The following is an 18,292-nucleotide window of genomic DNA, read 5'->3' as shown; positions in this document are numbered from 1 at the left end:
TTCTATAAACCTCCCACATTATTTAAAAAGGCTTTTGCTATTTTAAATGCCGAGTTAAAATCATTTTTATCCATCACACATACAGGGGAATGGATATATCTTAAAGGCACGGATAAAACTGCAGTTTTGCATCCGTCTTTTGCAACCTGAATTGTCCCTGCATCATTTCCGCCTTTGTTAGTTCTTTTATATTGAAGAGGTATTCCCTCTTTTTTAGCAAGATTTATTATATAATCATTAAGTTTTGCATCCGATATTGATGCCTTGTCCCATATTGAAAGGGCTGCACCCTTTGAAAGATTTGTTGACTGAAGATGCTCTTTTGTATCTAAAACATCCGAGCAGGTAGTTCCCTCTAAGATTAAGGCAATATCAGGGTTAATATAATAAGACGCTGTCATAGCACCTTTTAGGCCTATTTCTTCAAGAGAATTAAACACTGCATAAAAATCGTATTCACTCTCTTCTTTTAAAAGGTCAATAAGAATTTTAACGCCGACTCTGTCATCAAGTGCTTTTGCCATAACCCTTGTAGAAGATAATTCTTCGTATGATGAATCAAAGAGGATATAATCTCCCCTGTTTATATAATTTAGAGCATCCAAGTAATCATAAGCACCTATATCAACATATAGTTTTTCTATCGGTATTAACTCTTCTCTTTCTTTTTTATCAGTCATATGAACTGCTTTTATACCGATAATACCTGGTATTTTATTATCGCCCACATATACTTTTTTGGACGGAAGAATTCTTGAATCTATCCCCCCTACCGAGCAGATTTCAAGATACCCCTCTTTTGTAATATCTTTTACCATTAAACCTACTTCGTCGGTCTGTGCACTTATCATTATTTTTTTATCACTTGTTTTTCTGCCCTTTTTAAAGGCTATTATATTTGAATCTTTTAAAATTTTTATATCGGTTACATAGTCTTTTATTTCATCAATTATAATATCTCTGACCTCTTTATCGCAGCCTGATACACCAAATGCTTCGGTTAATTTTTTAAGCATTACACTTCACCCCCTATTGAATTTAAAAACTCTAAAATTAAATCAACAGAAGATAAAATATCCCCTTTATCACAAACTTCATAGGATGTGTGCATATATCTTAAAGGAACAGACACCATAACAGACGGACAGGAAGTTTTAAGGCTATGATATACCCATGCATTTGTGCCTGTATTTCCTGGCTCAACTTCTATCTGGATATCTATATTCTTTTTATTTGCAACCTTTTTAATCTTATCGTTATACTCTTTTGAAAGGGATGGGCCAAGAGTTATAACAGGGCCTTTACCTAATTCAAACGCTCTGTTTTTAATAGCATCAGGTGTCATACCGTGGGTTACATCAATTATAATTGCCAAGTCAAAGTCGTCAAAGTTACTGATAACTTTTGCGCCTTTTAAGCCTATCTCTTCACCGATAGTTGCAACACCAAAAAGACAGATATTTTCATTATCCATCTTACTTAAAACTTCAGATACTATATAGACGCCTATTTTATCGTCAAGACCTGCCGATGCAATCCTGCCATTTAAAAGTTCAGTATACTCGCTTTTAAAAGATATAACATCCCCTACGGATACTATTTTTTTTAGTTCTTCTTCGTCTTTCCCTGTATCAATAAACAAATCTTCAATTTTATAGGCACTCTTATCGTCCCCTTTTAAAAGATGAGGAGGGACAACACCTATAACCCCTGTTATATCTTTACTTCCGTGCACTGTAACAGTAAGGGAGGGTAAAATTCTTGGGTCTACTCCGCCCAAAGCAGTAAATTTTATAAAACCGCCTTTTAAGATTTTAGTTACCATAAGCCCTATTGTATCAAAATGGGCATCTAATAAAACCTTAAACTTTCCTTTTTTATTTTTTGTGGCAATAACATTTGAAAGTTTGTCGAGCGTAACTTCTGCTCCACTATTTGAAAAAATTTCATAAACTTTATTACTGCCGGACAACTCACTGCCTGATACTGTATTAACACTAAGAAGTTCTTTTAAACTATCCATTATTTACATACTCTTTAAAAAGATTTCCTCTTTCTTCAAAATTTTTATATTTATCAAAACTTGTACTTGCGGGAGATAATACTACAATATCTCCTTTATCTGCGTCTTCTTTTACTTTTTTAACCGTTTCTTCCAAGGTATAGAAAAATTCCACAGGGAAATTCTTATCCACATCATAAACTGCTTTTTCTATTGCCTTCGCTGTATTAAGATGAGGGTTTTTAAGGTCTCCCACAAGATATATTTTCTTGGTTTTATTTACTATTTCCTTACCAAGCAAAGTAAAATCAAGATTTTTATTTTTTCCGCCTAATATAAGTATCGGCTTTTTACCCATAGAATAAAAAGCATTTATACACGCAGTTGTTCTTGTAGGGCTTGAAGCAATAGAATCGTTATAATATTTTACTCCGTTTTCTTCTTTAACAAACTCTATTCTGTGATTTACCCCTTTAAAATTCTTTGCAACTTTTTTTAAAACATCAACTGTTATATAATCTTTTACTGCAAGATAGGCTGCCATATAATTATCAACATTATGCATTCCTGGTATTTTTATATCTTTTATATCAATAAGTTTTTCGCCTTTTTCTAAAATTTTTAAGTCTTCATAATATAAACCGTCTTTACAGAGTGCATTAAGTGAAAAATAACAAACATTATCTTTCTTATTTTCTCCGATTTTTCTTGTTATTTCATTATCGTAATTTACTATGAGTTTATCCTCTTTAGTTTGAAATTTAGTTATATTTTCTTTTGCTAAAATATACTCTTCATACGATTTATGAACGTCAAGATGATTAGGAGTTATATTGGTTATAACAGCCACAGACGGAGATTTTTTCATAGTCATAAGTTGAAAACTTGAAAGTTCCACAACGCATATATCATCAGGTTTTATATTTTCTATGTTAGGTAGCAGGGGTGTGCCTATATTTCCCCCTGTGTGAACTAAGTACCCTGCTTCCTTTAAAAGTTCTGAAATAAGAGAAGTTGTAGTTGTTTTACCGTCGCTCCCTGTTACTGCGATAATCTTACAAGGGCAAACATCAAAAAACACTTCCATTTCAGAGGTAAGTATTCCACCGTTTTTTGTAAATTCCAAAAACTCAGGAAGGTCAGGACGGATACCAGGAGATTTAAAAATATAATCTCCTTTTATATCTTTTAAATAATCTTCTCCAAGTTTATATGAAATATCAACATCTAAAGATATATCTTCATTTTTATCTCTGCCTATAACAAATGCCCCGAAAGATACAAGCATTTTAACAAGAGGGATATTACTGACCCCCAGCCCGATAACATTAACCGTTTTACCTTTCATTTTTTCTTTAAAGTCCAAAAAATTTGCAAACATTTTTTTGCCCCGCCCTTTTTGTAATTATAATTTACTTTTCATTATACTATATTATTTATAAAATTAAAATATTTTTTTAAGTATTTATTTGATTTTTTTATACTTATATTATATAATAACTTCTTAGGGAGTGATTTTATGAAAACTAAAACCACCGGCATTGCATTCATCTGTCCTGATTGCGACGATTACAGGATAGTTGATATAAATATATTTGACTTTTCGGGAAACAGAGTTAAAGACTATTTTTGCGAGTGTGAAAAAAGCAAAATCAAGGTTACAAAAAATTCTACAAAGTCTTTTAAGATAGAACTTTTCTGCCCTGTGTGCAAAGAGGAGCATTCTTTTATGGTGCCTTTTAATCAGTTCTTCTCTAAAGATTGTTTTTCTTTTTCCTGCCCTTACTATGAAGCAAATGTTTTATTCGTAGGAAACAGGGAAAAAATCAAAGAAAAAATTAAAGAATATATAAAAGAAGGCAGCGAATACACCGAAGAGGCACACTATATTGCAGACGCTCATGTAATTGAACAGATGGTTACTTTATCTAAAATTGTGTATGAGCATCCTGAAAAAATAAAGGTGTGCGATTGTAAAAGCACATATTCTGTTGCCTATAATGAAAAGGGGCTTTATATTATCTGCGATAAATGTAATTATGCTTTACCTGTTTCGTTTGATAATATTGATTTGGTACTTAAAGATATTTTAAATTAAATAAGGGGATGTGTTATTAACATGTATAAACCTAAGTCTTTTGAGGTTTTTAAAAATTTAGGGGGATATTTTAAAGACGGCACCTGGTCTAAAGACCTTATTGCAGGAATTATAGTTGCAATAATTGCTCTGCCTTTATCTATCGCTCTTGCAATTTCTTCAGGTGTTTCTCCTGAAAAAGGTCTTATAACTGCATTCATTGCCGGTTTTTGTATATCCTTTTTCGGTGGAAGCGACGTTCAGATTGGTGGGCCTACGGGAGCATTCGTTGTTATCATCTGCGGAATAATTGCTCAGTACAGAATAGACGGTCTTATTATTGCTACACTTATGGCAGGTGTATTCTTAGTTCTCTTTGGTATTTTTAAATTGGGTAACGTTATAAAATACATACCGTATACAATTACCGTCGGGTTTACAACTGGTATTGCAGTTACACTTATGTCTACCCAGATTAACGACCTTTTAGGTCTTAATATTTCAGGCATACCGTCAGAATTTATACATAAATGGATAGCATATTTTGAAAACTTTTCTAGTATTAACTTATGGGCAACTGCTATCGGTGTTTTAACTATTGCAATTTCGTTTTTATGGCCTAAGATAAATAAAAAAATACCAGGCTCTTTAATAGCACTTATTGTTACAACATTATTGGTTACAATATTTAAACTGCCTGTTAACACTATTGAAACTCAGTTTGGTGAAATTTCAGGCTCTCTGCCTTTGCCAAGTTTACCAAAAATAGATTTTGAAACTTTAAAAACTCTTATATCTCCTGCATTTACTATTGCTCTTTTAGCAGCGATTGAATCTTTGCTTTCAGCAGTTGTTGCAGACGGGATGACAGGTAAAAAACACGATTCAAATGCAGAACTTATCGGTCAGGGTATAGCAAATATTTCCGTTTCATTCTTCGGTGGTATCCCTGCAACAGGTGCAATAGCAAGAACAGCGGCAAATATTAAAAACGGTGGAAAAACTCCTATGGCAGGTATTATCCATGCCATAACATTATTTCTTATAATGCTTGTATTTATGCCATATGCAAAACTTATTCCAATGTCTGCACTTTCCGGTATCCTTGTAGTTGTTTCCTACAATATGGCAGAAATAAAATCTATGAAAACTCTTTTAAAATCTTCAAAAAGCGATGCTTTGGTTATGATGGTTACCTTTATTTTAACCGTTGTTTTTGACCTTGTAGTTGCTATTGAAGTGGGAATGATTTTAGCACTTGTCTTAATTGTTATGAAGGTTTCAGACAATACTACTGTTAAATCTTATAAAACAGACGAATATGACAGCAATTTATATAACAATGATAAGATTATGATTTATGAAATAAACGGTCCGTTATTCTTTGGCTCTGCAAGTAATTTTTTAGATGTTTTAAGAGATATAAATACAAAATTAAATATTGTTATATTTGATATGTCTAAAATGACAGTTATGGATGCTACTGCGTATGACGCATTAGAAAAAATTCAAAAAAGATGTAAGGAAGAGCATATTCTTCCAATGTTTGCAGGAGTAAGCGAACAACCTTTAAAAATCATATCCAACTTAGGCGGTATGGAGGGCATAAAGAAAGAAATGTTCTTTGACACAGTTTCCGATGCGTATAAAGAAGCAGAATCAATCGTAGAACTTAGTAAAAAAATTAAAAAAAGACGCTAAAAGATAAATTTAAAGGGTAAACGAAAGTTTTCGTTTACCCTTTTTTTGATTATATTTTAAATATTCCGAATGCTTCAAGCACTGATGAAAGAAGAATTAAAACAATAAACACAGGAGCAACATATTTTATAACTACTTCAAATAATTTCTTTCTTTTAAAAGTTCCTGTAAGTTCTATTTCATCGATAAGTGCTTTTGGCTTAATAATGTAGCCTATGAAAATACAGGTTAAGAATGCAACTATCGGCATTATAACACTGTTGGATATAAAGTCAAAGAAATCTAAGAACTGCATTCCAATTATTTTAACTTCATCAAAAATACTGTATCCATAGCATGATAATAAACCTAATATTAAAGAAAATACATAAACTATTATACAAGATACAATTCTTTTTATTTTCAGTTTATCACAGATAATTGATACAACTGTTTCCATAAGTGAAATAGATGAAGTAAGAGCAGCTAAAAGAACAAGCACAAAGAATACTATTCCTATTATATGCCCACCCCACATTGTATCAAAGATTTTAGGAAGAGCAACAAACATAAGGCTTGGCCCTTTACCTAATGCCGCAGGGTCTCCGCCTGAGAATGCATAAGTTGCAGGAATAATCATAAGACCTGCTAAAAATGCTATACCCGTGTCAAAAAGTTCTATTTGTTTAACTGCCCCTTCTAATGATACATCTTTTTTCATATAAGAACCGTATGTTATCATTATCCCCATTGCAAGAGACATTGAATAAAACATTTGCCCCATTGCTCCAAGAACTGTCTCAACAGAAAACTTTGAAAAATCAGGAAGTATGTAATAAAGCACTCCGTCAAAAGCCCCCGGTAAAGACACCGAATATCCTGCAATAACTACAGACAACCCAACAAGCACCGGCATCATTATTTTGCTTACTTTTTCTATACCTTTTTCAACGCCGAACATAACAATAACTGCTGTAACAGTTACAAATAATACAAACCATATAACAGGCTCAGTAGCACTTGAAATAAACTGACCGAAGTATGTATCATAAGATGCACTAGATCCATGCCCTGTTACAAAAACTGATAAGTATTTTAAAACCCATCCGCCTATTACAGAGTAATAAGGAAGAATTATAGCCGGAACTAAAGCAGCAAGATAGCCTATAAATGCATATTTCTTATTTAAAATCTTAAATGCACCAATAGCGCTAAGCCCTGTTTTTCTTCCCAGTGCAATTTCCCCTGCCATAAGAGCAAAGCCAAAACTAAGCACTAAGCATATATAAACAAATAAGAATATACCTCCACCGTATTTTGCAGCAAGGTACGGAAATCTCCATATATTACCTAAGCCAACTGCCGAACCTGCCGCAGCAAGAACAAAGCCAAGTTTGCCCGTAAATGAACCTCTGTTTTCATTTCCCATAAAAGTTTCCTCCAAAAAATCACATATAATGCACTATTATACTATAAAGTTACAAAAAGAGCAAGAAAAATATATAAAAAGAGTGCAGTAATCTTACTGCACTCTTTTTATCTGATATTTAAAGCATACCTTACTGTTTCCATTGCGTCTTTTGCATATTTATCTGCATCAATCTTTTTTGCATATTCTTCATTAAGCACTGCTCCCCCTACAACAACTTTGCACCATGGGGCTTTTTCTCTTAATAGTTTTATTGTTTCTTCCATTGCAGGTACTGTTGTCGTCATAAGAGCGCTCAGTCCACATAAAGGAGAGTTGTTTTTAGTAACTGCCTCTAAAATTTCTTCGGGTGGTACATCCTTTCCTAAATCTATGGTATTAAACCCATAGTTTTCAAGAAGTAGTTTAACAATGTTTTTGCCTATATCGTGAATGTCCCCTTTAACAGTTGCTATAACAAAGGTGCATTTATCCCCTTTGGAAGTTTTTGACGAAGCCTCTTTTATTACTTCAAAGGCAGACTTTGCAGCCTCTGCGCTCATAAGCAGTTGAGGAAGATATAATGTTTTATTCTCATATCCTACACCTACAATATCAAGTGCAGGGATAATTTCTTCATTAACAATTTTTAACGCATCTTTCTTAGTAAGAAGTTCTTTTGTATGTTCTCCTGATAGTTCTTTAAGCCCTTTTATAATAGAATTCATAAGAGGAGAATAATTATTTTTTTCCTTTTCTTCTCTTTTATTTTCTTTATATTCTTCCTTTACAAAAGAAGACGCAAAATCTATGTAATTAACACAATTACTGTCCATTCCGGTTAGTGCTAAATACGAATAATATGACTTTAACATTTCAAAAGAATAAGGGTTCATAATTGCTGCAGAAAGTCCGTTAAATAATGCCATTGTAAAGAAACTGCTGTTTATAATCTCTCTTTCGGGAAGACCGAAAGAAACATTGGATACACCTAAAGATGTATGACATCCAAGTTCTTCTTTTATTATTTTAACTGCCTTAAGAGTTTCTTTCGCTGCACTTTCAGATGAACTTATAGTAAGAGCAAGAGGGTCAAATATAATATCTTTTTTATTTATTCCGTATTCTTTTGCTCTTTCTAAAATTCTTCTTGCAATATCAACTCTTTCTTCTGCTTTTTCGGGAATTCCGTTTTCATCTAAAGTTAAGGCAACTATCACTCCACCGTATTTTTTAGCGAGTGGGAAAACTGATGCCATACTTTCTTCCTTACCGTTTACAGAGTTTATCATTGCTTTTCCGTTATATATTCTTAATGCTTTCTCCATAGCAGACGGGTTTGAAGTGTCAATCTGAAGAGGAAGATTGGTTACTGCCTGAAGTTCTTTTACAGAGTCTGTAAGCATTTTTTCTTCGTCTATATCAGGTAGCCCAACATTAACATCAAGGATATGAACGCCCTTTTCCTGTTGGCTAAGTCCCTCTTTTAAAATATAATTTATGTCATTTTCCTTTAATGCTTCTTTAAATCTTTTCTTGCCTGTCGGATTGATTCTCTCCCCTATAAGAACAGGAATTTTGGAAAATACAACACTCTTTGAATATGATGAAACAACTGTTAAATTCTTATCTTTTATTTCTTCTAATTTAACATCCTTTGAAAAGTCATAAAGGGTTTTTATATACTCAGGTGTTGTTCCACAGCACCCTCCGACACATCTTACCCCTTTATTTAAAAGGGCAAGTACATCATTGGCAAATTCATCAGGCGATACATTAAACACAGTTTTGCCGTTTACAGATTTCGGAAGACCTGCATTAGGCTTTAAAATTACAGGAACTGATGCATATTTTAAATACTCCTCTGCTACCTTTCCAAGTTCTTTTGGACCAAACGAACAATTCATCCCGATAGCGTCAGCACCCATTCCCTCTAAAAGTGAAATAACGCTTAGAGGGTCTGCACCTGTCATAAGGCGTCCGTCTTCACTGTATGCGTTTGAAACAAACACAGGAAGGTCGCAGGTTTCTTTTGCTGCAAGAAGTGCTGCCTTTGTTTCATATAAATCATTCATAGTTTCAATAAAAATTAAGTCTACTCCGTATTTAACGCCTAATGATATAGTATTTTTAAAAATATCAACTGCATCGCAAAAGTCCAAATCACCGTATGGGGCTAACATTCTTCCCAAAGGCCCTACATCTAAAGCAACCCATTTAGGATAGTTATTTATACTTTCACTTCGGGCATTTTTAGCATTTAAGACTGCATTTTTTATTATATTATCAAGTTCATCCATAGAAAACTTAAGAGAATTTGCACCGAAAGTATTGGTGTTTACTATATTGCTTCCGGCATCAAAATAATCTTTATGAATTTTTGTGATTATCTTAGGGCAAGATATGTTCCAGTATTCAGGGTGTTCCCCCGGCATAAGCCCCTCTTTCTGAAGAAGAGTTCCCATACCTCCGTCTAAATATATTGTGTTATTTTTTAAATATTCTTTTAATTTCATTGTTTTCTCCTGAATTCACATTCAATTTTATCGCATTTTTCACACGGTGCTTTCTCTTTACAAAAGTTATCCGATATTCCTATAATCGCTGTAACCGATTTTGAAGGTGTCATAACAAGGCTTTCGTTAAGAGTTAAGCCTATGTGTTTATAAGGGGATAAAAGTTTAAATATTTCCTTTTGATAATTTAAACTAAAATCTCCGTAACCAGGACTGAATCTCGGCTTTATAAAATGGTTTTTTTTAATCTCTCTACAAAACTTATCACATAAGGCTTCTATTCTTTCTGCTCCTATCGCCTGAAAGATAAGCGCTTTTACAGGGGACAGTTTAGTGTATTTAACAATAAGTCTGTCAATCTCAATACCAATAGTTGCACCAAAAATTACAGCCTCTTTTACACTTTCTAAGTTTTTTGACAAATCTTTTGACTCACATGTAAAATATCCGAAATCTACTTTGTCATCTACCTTAACAGGTAGTTTTATATAGCATACTTTATAGTTAAGTTTACCTTTTATTTCATCTAAAGATTCGTTTATTAAATTATCAATTTCTTGGGTTTTTTCCCCCATACCCATATATCTTAAAATTTCATCTTTGTTTACAGGGGGTTCGTCATAATTTTTGATTAAAATATGTTCTCCCATTTTTACCTCAATATATCAGATAAATTACTTTGTATATGTTCTGCCACAAAAGGATTATTCATAGAATACACATGAACATTTTTAATTCCGTTGGCAAATAAATCTATAATCTGGTCAGTTGCATATATAATACCTGCCTGAAGCATTGTTTCAGGAGAATGCCCGAATTTATCCACAAGGCTTTTAAATCTTTGAGGCATAAAAGAGCCTGATAAATTTATTGCCCTTTCCACCTGTTTTTTATTTGTTATCGGCATAATGCCAGGTATAACAGGCACGGTTATCCCTGCTTCTCTTATTTTATACATAAAACTGTAAAAAAGATTATTGTCAAAAAACATCTGGGTAGTTAAAAATGAGCAACCTGCATCTACTTTTTCTTTTAAATATTTGATATCTTCACTGCTTGATTTACTTTCAGGATGAATTTCAGGATAACACGCTCCGCCTATACAAAAATCATCACTGATGTTTTTAATATCACGCACAAGGTCAATAGCATTCTTATATGCCCAGTCTTTTCTGTCTTTATCCATTAACTCAGGAGTTAAATCGCCTCTTAGAGCCATAATATTTTTAACCCCTGCATCTTTCATATCGTTTATACGCGCCTTAACAGTTTCTTTAGTGGAAGATACGCAGGTTAAATGTGCAAGAGTCGGCACATTGTAAGTTTCTTTAATATTCTTTGCAATCTCTAAAGTATATTTACTTGTTCCCCCACCTGCTCCGTATGTAACACTCATAAAAGACGGTTTTAATTTTGCTATTTCTTCGGTTGCAAATTTCACTGTATCAAAATTCGAGTCCGTTTTTGGCGGAAACACCTCAAAAGACAAGGAAAATTTATCATTGTTTAAAATTTCTGTCAGTTTCATAATTGCCTATCTCCCTTACAATTTATTTCATCACTAATACTCCATATCAAATGTTAATTTTTCATAGATATCTACAATTTCTAATGCATAGTTCTTTCTTAATTCATATAATTCATTTGCACAAAGAGGGCCGATAATACTTCCACCCGAATATTTTAAACTGTAGATTTCTTTTTTTAAATCTAAATTACTTTTTTCATATTCTTCATATGATGCTTTTAAGTTATTAAGTTTTTCTAAAATAACATCCTTTTTATCTTTAAAATTTTCTTTTGTAACTGATATAATTTTTTCATAGTATTCATCAGATACTGCATCCCACTTATTTTTATACTTATTAGCAAGTTCTATCATTCCTGCAGTTGTTAAATATCTTTCATATTCTGATTCTTTTTTATATTCACTCTCAATGGTATGTAAAAGTTTCTCACTTATTAATTCTTTCTCTTCGCTTGTATTTATGTCTGACTCTTGTTGAAAATTTTTTGTTTCACATGAGCAAAGGAAGAATATAGACAGTAATGTAATTAATATAAGTATTCTTTTCATTTTATTTTTACCTCTATAAACTCATCCTGTTTATTATTACATAAGACCCATACACCAAATAACTATAAGCGCTGTCAATGTTACCAGTGTATCAATAGTTATTCCGTAAAACATTGGCGAAAGTCCTGCTTTCTTAAAGTCAGCAAGGCTGGTGCCAAGACCGATAGCAGCCAATGCTGATACCATAAGGAATTTACTTAGAGTTTTCATAATATTAGATACACCTAACGGAATAAGTCCAACACTGTTTGCTATTGCCAATAGTAAAAAACCACCAATAAACCAAGGAATAATTTTCATAATACTTACTTTTTTGCCTTCGCCCACTGTTTGCAATTCTTTTTGTTTAATGCGTGTGCCAATATATGCAAACACCAATACCGTAGGAATGATTGCAATAGTACGGGTAAGTTTAACCATTGTTGCAAAGTCCCCTGCTGCCTCTGAAAAAGCATATCCTGAAGCAACCACACTTGCTGTGTCATTTACAGATGTTCCTGCCCAGATACCATAGGCAATGTCAGTCATACCTAAAAATTTCCCCATAACAGGATATAATGCAACCATTACCATATCAAATAAAAATGTGGAAGATAAAGCAAATGCTATATCTTTATCATCGGCATCTATAACAGGTGCAATAGCCGCTACAGCCGAGCCACCGCAAATTCCTGTTCCTGCTGAAATTAAATTGCTTAGTTTCCAGTTAAGCCCAAAAAGTTTTCGAACAAAGAACCCACCGCCAAAACACATAGCAAATGTGAAAATCATTACAAAAAAGGTCATTTTACCAACAGTCATAATGGTACCAATAGATAAAGATGCACCAAGTAAAACAATGGCTGCCTTAAGTATCCTTTTGGATGTAAATTTAAGTGCCGGTTTTATCCAGTTCGGATGGAAAAAACTATTGATTATTGTTCCCATAAACAGAGCAATAATCGAAGAACCTAAAAGTTCTCCGGGGATTACCCTTTCAAGAATAATAGATAATATTGCTACAACCATACAGATAGCAACACCCAATATAAACATACCAGTTTTTTTCATTTTTTGTTCTCCCTTTTTTATTTATAAAGACTGCTTATAATACACACTGTCTACATCAAAAAAGGTTTCGTTAATATATTCCTTTTTTGTTCTCATATTATATCTGTCTAAATTAAATCTTTCTGAAACTACAACGCCCTCTTCTAAAAACAAAGTTCTCATTGCAGGGCTTACAGGACAGAAATAATTATATCCCATATCTTTTAGATATTTAAGCCTTTCGTCCCCCTCTAAAAGATGATATCCGAACGGACTTATGTAAATATCAGGGTTTAACACCCACTCAGAAGTTCTCTCTCTGAAACGGTTAGTATCATAATTTAAGTCTTCATTACTTACATTACCATCAGAAAAATAACTGTTATGTGTATAACTGTGACAGGCAATAAGCCATCCATTATTTTTTAGTGCCTGTGCAACTTCTTTTGCTTTAAGCATAAGAGCGTTTCTTTCTTCTTCGCTAAGAGATTCGTTTTCATAGTTATATCCAAAAACACCCTCATATCCTGTTACTGCCACAACACCCTTTGCACCTCTATATGAAAAATCGGGATGCTCTTTAACAAAGGCATCAAGTATCGGCATAACATCTCCGTCATATGTAATAACCTTTTCGCCTGTCGGCGTTTTAACCTCTGTTGCAATCTTGCCATCGTTATCTACAACCAGCCTGTCAGAAAAACCGTCGTTTTCCATATATTCATAGTAATTAACATCGTCAATAGAGATTATAAGAGGTTTCTTACCCTCAGGAAGAAATATCTTTTCGCCTTCCTTTATATCCGATAAATTATAAAGAACAAAACCTCTTTCATAAAGTTGGGGAAGCATTGCTTTAAATTCAGATACGGTAGTCATCCACATATCATAGCCTTCGTGCATAAAGTCCCCATCAAATGCAAGGGAAGGATAAACGATAAGACTATGGAAAAACACATGGTAAACCTGACCGTTATATTCTTTTTGATTATCCTTTTTTAACAAAAGTTCATCCCTAAAGGCTATAACTTCTTCTTTCCCTACATATTTGGAATTATCAATTAAATCTATTGCTTCCTGATAAAAATATCCGTCGCTTAAATTTTTAACATTTTGTAAAAATTCGTTTACTGCTATTTTTTCTTTGTTAGCCTGTTTTTCCTCTTTCCCCTGATTTATGCCTAAAATAATTCCTGCAATAATAAGTGCAATAAGTAAAAAAACAAGAATTATTGCTATGTAGTACCTGTTTTGTTTGAAAAATCTTTTGATTTTTCTAAAAAAAGCCCCCACTTTATTTCCCCCTGAATATCATTAGTCAGTATATGTATAAACTTCATCACATTCAAAATATTTAACTTCAAGTTCAGGATGCATATTTTTAAGAATTTCTGCAGTATATACCATACCATCTCTTTCCGAGCCAACATGTCCTAAAATCATAAGTGTTTTATTAAGACCTAAAAGTGCCGCTTCTCTTGCATATTCTGCGTAGCACCATTCACAAGTTTCGCCAACGAGCACTATTTCGCTTTCGTCTCTTTTAAGTTCATCAAATGCTACTGCGCCCCCTGCACCGAACACACCTGATAAAACCTTTGATTTAATATCTCTTTGCCCACAAATTCTGACATGCTTAACATTTAATTTTTCTTCTATAATTTTTGCAAGTTCTAACGCTGTAACAGGCTCTTTAAGATGAAGCCTTACAAGGTCAAACACATCTGTTGTTTCAAGTTCTCCCTCTAAGCCAAGTGCTTTAAACTCACCTAAAGCTATAATATCAGGAGTAGTATAATGAGGATGGTCGTGAAAACGGTAGATTGTAAGCCCTGATTCTTCTACTATTTTTCTTTTAAGTAAAGAAACTTTATCTTCTTCGTTAATCTGGCCTCTGCCTATAAAATATAAAGGCTCATGGGTTATAAGAAGCTCTGCTCCCCACTCGGCTGCTTCTTTTATAACCTTTACGGTAGGAAACATTGTAACTGCCACTTTTGAAACTTCTCTGTCTTTATCCCCTGCCTTTAGTATATCTCCCTCGGTAGAATATTCTCTTTTTTCTGCCAATGAGAATAAATCTTCCATTATTTTACTTACCTTCATATATATCTCCTCCAAATCTTTTTTCTATGTTTAAAATCTCTTCATTTTTTGTCATTTATAGTATATATTATATATTAAAATCTTCTCTTTTGTCAACCTAATTAGAAGTTAGTAAAATACTAAAAAACTGCAATAACCATAATAGTTACTGCAGTTTTTAAAAAGCATATTTTATAGTTTATTTCTCTGAATTTTTCCGCTTACTGTTTTTGGAAGACTTTCCTTAAACTCCACAATTCTTGGGTATTTATAAGGAGCAGTTTTTTCCTTAACATATGTCTGAATTTCTTTTTTAAGTTCTTCAGTCGGCTCTGTACCGTTAACTAAAACAATACTTGCCTTAACTATCTGACCCCTTATTTCATCAGGAACAGCAGAAACACCACATTCTAAAACATACGGAAGTTCCATAATAACGCTTTCTATTTCAAACGGGCCGATACGGTATCCTGAAGATTTGATAACATCGTCAACTCTTCCAACATACCAGTAGTATCCGTCTTCATCACGCCATGCAACGTCGCCTGTATGATAATAACCGTCATGCCAAACTTCTTTTGTTTTTTCTTCGTCCCCATAGTATCCTGTAAACAGACCGCAAGGAGCACCGTCTTTAATATTTATAACAATTTCGCCCGACTCGTTTGTACCTACCTGATTTCCATCAGCATCGTGAAGTTCAACTTTATAAATAGGAGCAGGTTTACCCATAGCACCGATTTTATGAGGTTTACCGATAAGGTTACCTATAATCATTGTGCTTTCAGTCTGCCCGAAGCCTTCCTTAATCTGAAGACCTGTTGCCTTTTTAAATTGACGGTAAACTTCAGGGTTTAGCGCTTCCCCTGCAGTAGTCATATGAGTAACTGAAGAGAAATCATATTTTGATATATCCTGTTTAATCATCATACGAAGCATTGTAGGAGGTGCACAGAATGTTGTAATATGATGTTTTGCAAACATAGGTAATATTTCGGCAGCGTCAAATCTGTCAAAATCGTATACAAATGTTGCCGCTTCGCACAGCCATTGGCCATATAGTTTTCCCCACATAGCCTTTGCCCAGCCTGTGTCAGAAATGGTAAAGTGAAGACCGTCAGGGTCAACATTATGCCAGTATTTTGCAGTGTGAAAATGGCCTAAAGGATATTTATAATTATGGGTTGCAATTTTAGGGTAACCTGAAGTTCCCGATGTGAAATACATAAGCATCGGGTCATTACCGCAAGGAGAATCTTCATTTCTTGTAAAGTGGGTGCTGAATCTCTTATACTCTTCGTCAAAGTTTCTCCAGCCTTCTTTTTCTCCCCCAACCATCATTTTATTAACAACCTGAGGACATTTTTTAATCGCTTCGTCTACAAAATCTGAAATTTCTCCGTCTTTAGTACAAACAATGGATGTTACACCTGCAGCATCAAATCTGTATGTAAGGTCATGCTCGTGAAGTTGGTCAACTGCAGGAATTGCAATTGCTCCCAATTTATTAAGACCAAGCATTGCTATCCAGAACTGATAGTGACGCTTTAGAATAAGCATTACTCTGTCGCCTTTTTTAATTCCCAAAGATGCAAAATAGTTTGCACACTGGCTGGAGAGTTTTCTCATATCAGTAAAGGTAAATCTTCTTTCAGTTCCGTCTTTTGAGATATGAAGCATAGCAAGTTTTTCAGGCTCGCGTCTTGATAATTCGTCAACTAAGTCAAACGCAAAGTTAAACTTATCTTCGTTTTTAAATGTTATTGATGTAGGTGTTCCCTGTTCGTCTTCTACTATATCAATAAATTTATGATAAATTCTGTCTTTAGTATCTCTGTGAACAGTTCCTATAATCTGCTCCATACTTCCTATATCAGAATTTGTATCTTCCCCTTTTACTCCGTCTGACTTAAGAACGATAGCATAAAATTTACAGTCTTTTCCGTTAACTGCTATCATACCGTGAGGAGTATCACTGTTATAATAAATACTGTCGCCAGGGCCTAAGATTTCCTTATGTTCGCCAATCTGAACCATAAGATTTCCTTCAATAACTATATCACATTCCTGACCTTTATGAGTGGTAAGTTCAATATCTTTATTGATATTATTTTCGTCATAGGAACTTACAACATATAAAGGCTCTGCAATACGGTTTTTAAAAGCATATGCAAGGTTATGATATACCATATCATGTGCCTTTGCAATCTGCTGACCGTGGCCAGAACGTGTAACAGTATATGATTTAACCCTTGGGCTGACACCTTCTATAATATCTGTTACATTAACCTGAAAAGCATCTGCACAACGGTAGATAAAAGCAAAGTTAAGGTCTGATTCCCCATTTTCGCACATAAGATATTCGTCAACTGAGATACCTGTTTTTTCTGCCATTTCTTCAGGTGTGTAATTTTCAATTTCACGAAGCTCTTTTATTCTTCGAGCCATATCCTTGATTTTTTCACTGATTATCATATTTTTCATATAAAATTTCTCCTTTATACGAGGCAAAAAAAATCTCGCCTCAAAAGTTATAAAACTTTGAGACGAGTAAATAAATTACCCGCGGTACCACTCAAATTGCGATTATTAAAACCGCCACTCTCAAGGTCTGACAACCTTTATGCATTAACGCAGCAATCACGGAAAGGTTCTACTTGCTATACGCTTTCTTCCTTTCGGCTCAGAAGCTACAAACACATTTTGTCCTCTATGACTTGCACCAAACGTCATTTCTCTAAAAGATTCATAAAATATGCCCTCTTCGTCAAAGCCTTTATATTAAAATACCACATTTTTTATAATATGTCAAGAAATATTTTATGTACCTATAACTCGATTTTCTGTGGAACGGACTTTTTATTGAAATCTCAAAGAGAAATTGAATTGTAAAGGCATTTTCATATGCATAATTGGTTGTGTCGCAAAGTTCCACACATTATAAATAATATTAGAGGTTTTATAAAAACTATCAAAAGTTTTATAAAATCTCTTTTGTTTTTTATAAAACTGATTATAATAAATCCTCATTCTTTTATAAAAGATTGCAGAAGATTTATAAAAAATATTTAGACTTTTATAAATTATTGACCACCTTTTTATAAAATCAAAGACGGATTTTTATGATTTTACCGTCGACCTTTTATAATTTTAGTTCTGTAGTTTTATGTTTTCAGTTCTGCCCTTTTATAAATAGTTACTGATGTTTTATAAAAGGTGTCTGTTCTTTTATAAAAACTGTTAGAAATGCTGATTTGACAACAATCTAAACGGTTTTTGCAATTTTTACCACTTATTATATAAGTGTCATTTATAAGTGTCGAAAAAAACGGAAGATTTTCCGACCGTAATTTTTTATTGATTTTACCTGCTAAAAATATGGTTTTTTAGAAAAATTAATAGGTAAATATATAAAAGT

The 18,292-nt window shown here is 33.5% G+C and carries 14 protein-coding genes; 2 read left to right on the top strand and 12 right to left on the bottom strand.

The window, feature by feature from the left end:
- Positions 1-2: 2 nt before the first annotated feature.
- From IKZ35_01040 to IKZ35_01030, 3 genes are read right to left on the bottom strand one after another with little or no spacing between them, the layout of a single operon-like run.
- Positions 3-1,016, bottom strand: coding sequence for a M42 family peptidase (locus tag IKZ35_01040; protein ID MBR4892552.1), 1,014 nt, complete (start codon positions 1,014-1,016; stop codon positions 3-5).
- Positions 1,016-2,023: a M42 family peptidase gene (locus IKZ35_01035; protein MBR4892551.1), complete on the bottom strand. Its 1,008-nt coding sequence runs from the start codon at positions 2,021-2,023 to the stop codon at positions 1,016-1,018. The genes IKZ35_01040 and IKZ35_01035 overlap by 1 nt, the downstream gene beginning before the upstream one ends.
- On the bottom strand, positions 2,016-3,383 hold the full coding sequence (locus IKZ35_01030; protein ID MBR4892550.1) for a UDP-N-acetylmuramoyl-L-alanine--D-glutamate ligase: 1,368 nt from the start codon (positions 3,381-3,383) through the stop codon (positions 2,016-2,018). Before IKZ35_01030 ends, IKZ35_01035 begins: the two co-directional genes overlap by 8 nt.
- A gap of 138 nt (positions 3,384-3,521) precedes the next feature.
- On the opposite strand from IKZ35_01030, the gene IKZ35_01025 reads away from it, so the two are divergent.
- Together IKZ35_01025 and IKZ35_01020 are read left to right on the top strand one after the other, a co-directional pair.
- The gene (locus IKZ35_01025; GenBank protein ID MBR4892549.1) at positions 3,522-4,100 is read left to right on the top strand and encodes a hypothetical protein; all 579 of its coding nucleotides are present in this window, start codon (positions 3,522-3,524) and stop codon (positions 4,098-4,100) included.
- Positions 4,101-4,121: 21 nt separating this feature from the next.
- Positions 4,122-5,780 (top strand): STAS domain-containing protein, encoded by a 1,659-nt coding sequence (locus IKZ35_01020; GenBank protein MBR4892548.1) that lies wholly within the window; start codon positions 4,122-4,124, stop codon positions 5,778-5,780.
- A gap of 49 nt (positions 5,781-5,829) precedes the next feature.
- On the opposite strand, the gene IKZ35_01015 is transcribed toward IKZ35_01020, so the two are convergent.
- The 9 genes from IKZ35_01015 to IKZ35_00975 form a co-directional block, all read right to left on the bottom strand.
- Complete coding sequence (locus tag IKZ35_01015; GenBank protein ID MBR4892547.1) at positions 5,830-7,188, bottom strand: sodium-dependent transporter; 1,359 nt, start codon at positions 7,186-7,188, stop codon at positions 5,830-5,832.
- Between the two features lie 107 nt (positions 7,189-7,295).
- On the bottom strand, positions 7,296-9,683 hold the full coding sequence (locus IKZ35_01010; protein MBR4892546.1) for a homocysteine S-methyltransferase family protein: 2,388 nt from the start codon (positions 9,681-9,683) through the stop codon (positions 7,296-7,298).
- A complete protein-coding gene (locus IKZ35_01005) occupies positions 9,680-10,333 on the bottom strand; it encodes a Vitamin B12 dependent methionine synthase activation subunit (protein MBR4892545.1) in 654 nt (217 codons plus the stop codon). The genes IKZ35_01010 and IKZ35_01005 overlap by 4 nt, the downstream gene beginning before the upstream one ends.
- A 2-nt stretch (positions 10,334-10,335) precedes the next feature.
- A complete protein-coding gene (gene metF, locus IKZ35_01000) occupies positions 10,336-11,211 on the bottom strand; it encodes a methylenetetrahydrofolate reductase [NAD(P)H] (protein ID MBR4892544.1) in 876 nt (291 codons plus the stop codon).
- Positions 11,212-11,244: 33 nt separating this feature from the next.
- On the bottom strand, positions 11,245-11,760 hold the full coding sequence (locus IKZ35_00995; protein ID MBR4892543.1) for a hypothetical protein: 516 nt from the start codon (positions 11,758-11,760) through the stop codon (positions 11,245-11,247).
- Between the two features lie 36 nt (positions 11,761-11,796).
- The gene (locus IKZ35_00990) at positions 11,797-12,810 is read right to left on the bottom strand and encodes a putative sulfate exporter family transporter (protein MBR4892542.1); all 1,014 of its coding nucleotides are present in this window, start codon (positions 12,808-12,810) and stop codon (positions 11,797-11,799) included.
- A 21-nt stretch (positions 12,811-12,831) separates the two neighbouring features.
- Positions 12,832-14,082 carry a hypothetical protein gene (locus IKZ35_00985; protein MBR4892541.1) on the bottom strand — a complete coding sequence of 417 codons (1,251 nt, stop codon included), beginning with the start codon at positions 14,080-14,082 and terminating at the stop codon, positions 12,832-12,834.
- A gap of 21 nt (positions 14,083-14,103) precedes the next feature.
- Positions 14,104-14,895 carry a Nif3-like dinuclear metal center hexameric protein gene (locus IKZ35_00980; GenBank protein MBR4892540.1) on the bottom strand — a complete coding sequence of 264 codons (792 nt, stop codon included), beginning with the start codon at positions 14,893-14,895 and terminating at the stop codon, positions 14,104-14,106.
- A gap of 171 nt (positions 14,896-15,066) precedes the next feature.
- Positions 15,067-17,358, bottom strand: coding sequence for an AMP-binding protein (locus IKZ35_00975; protein ID MBR4892539.1), 2,292 nt, complete (start codon positions 17,356-17,358; stop codon positions 15,067-15,069).
- Positions 17,359-18,292: the final 934 nt, after the last annotated feature.

The organism is Clostridia bacterium, assembly GCA_017554615.1.
Taxonomy (GTDB): Bacteria; Bacillota; Clostridia; order UMGS1840; family HGM11507; genus SIG450.
Note: the sequence above shows the minus strand (reverse complement) of the source record. Positions and strands in the feature narration are given on the sequence as shown.

Coding starts and splice junctions, on each gene's coding strand:
- metF (MBR4892544.1), bottom strand. CDS start 11,211: ATGAAACTGACAGAAATTTTAAACAATGATAAATTTTCCTTGTCTTTT.
- IKZ35_00995 (MBR4892543.1), bottom strand. CDS start 11,760: ATGAAAAGAATACTTATATTAATTACATTACTGTCTATATTCTTCCTT.
- IKZ35_00990 (MBR4892542.1), bottom strand. CDS start 12,810: ATGAAAAAAACTGGTATGTTTATATTGGGTGTTGCTATCTGTATGGTT.
- IKZ35_01040 (MBR4892552.1), bottom strand. CDS start 1,016: ATGCTTAAAAAATTAACCGAAGCATTTGGTGTATCAGGCTGCGATAAA.
- IKZ35_01025 (MBR4892549.1), top strand. CDS start 3,522: ATGAAAACTAAAACCACCGGCATTGCATTCATCTGTCCTGATTGCGAC.
- IKZ35_01015 (MBR4892547.1), bottom strand. CDS start 7,188: ATGGGAAATGAAAACAGAGGTTCATTTACGGGCAAACTTGGCTTTGTT.
- IKZ35_00975 (MBR4892539.1), bottom strand. CDS start 17,358: ATGAAAAATATGATAATCAGTGAAAAAATCAAGGATATGGCTCGAAGA.
- IKZ35_01030 (MBR4892550.1), bottom strand. CDS start 3,383: ATGTTTGCAAATTTTTTGGACTTTAAAGAAAAAATGAAAGGTAAAACG.
- IKZ35_00980 (MBR4892540.1), bottom strand. CDS start 14,895: ATGAAGGTAAGTAAAATAATGGAAGATTTATTCTCATTGGCAGAAAAA.
- IKZ35_01035 (MBR4892551.1), bottom strand. CDS start 2,023: ATGGATAGTTTAAAAGAACTTCTTAGTGTTAATACAGTATCAGGCAGT.
- IKZ35_01005 (MBR4892545.1), bottom strand. CDS start 10,333: ATGGGAGAACATATTTTAATCAAAAATTATGACGAACCCCCTGTAAAC.
- IKZ35_01010 (MBR4892546.1), bottom strand. CDS start 9,683: ATGAAATTAAAAGAATATTTAAAAAATAACACAATATATTTAGACGGA.
- IKZ35_01020 (MBR4892548.1), top strand. CDS start 4,122: ATGTATAAACCTAAGTCTTTTGAGGTTTTTAAAAATTTAGGGGGATAT.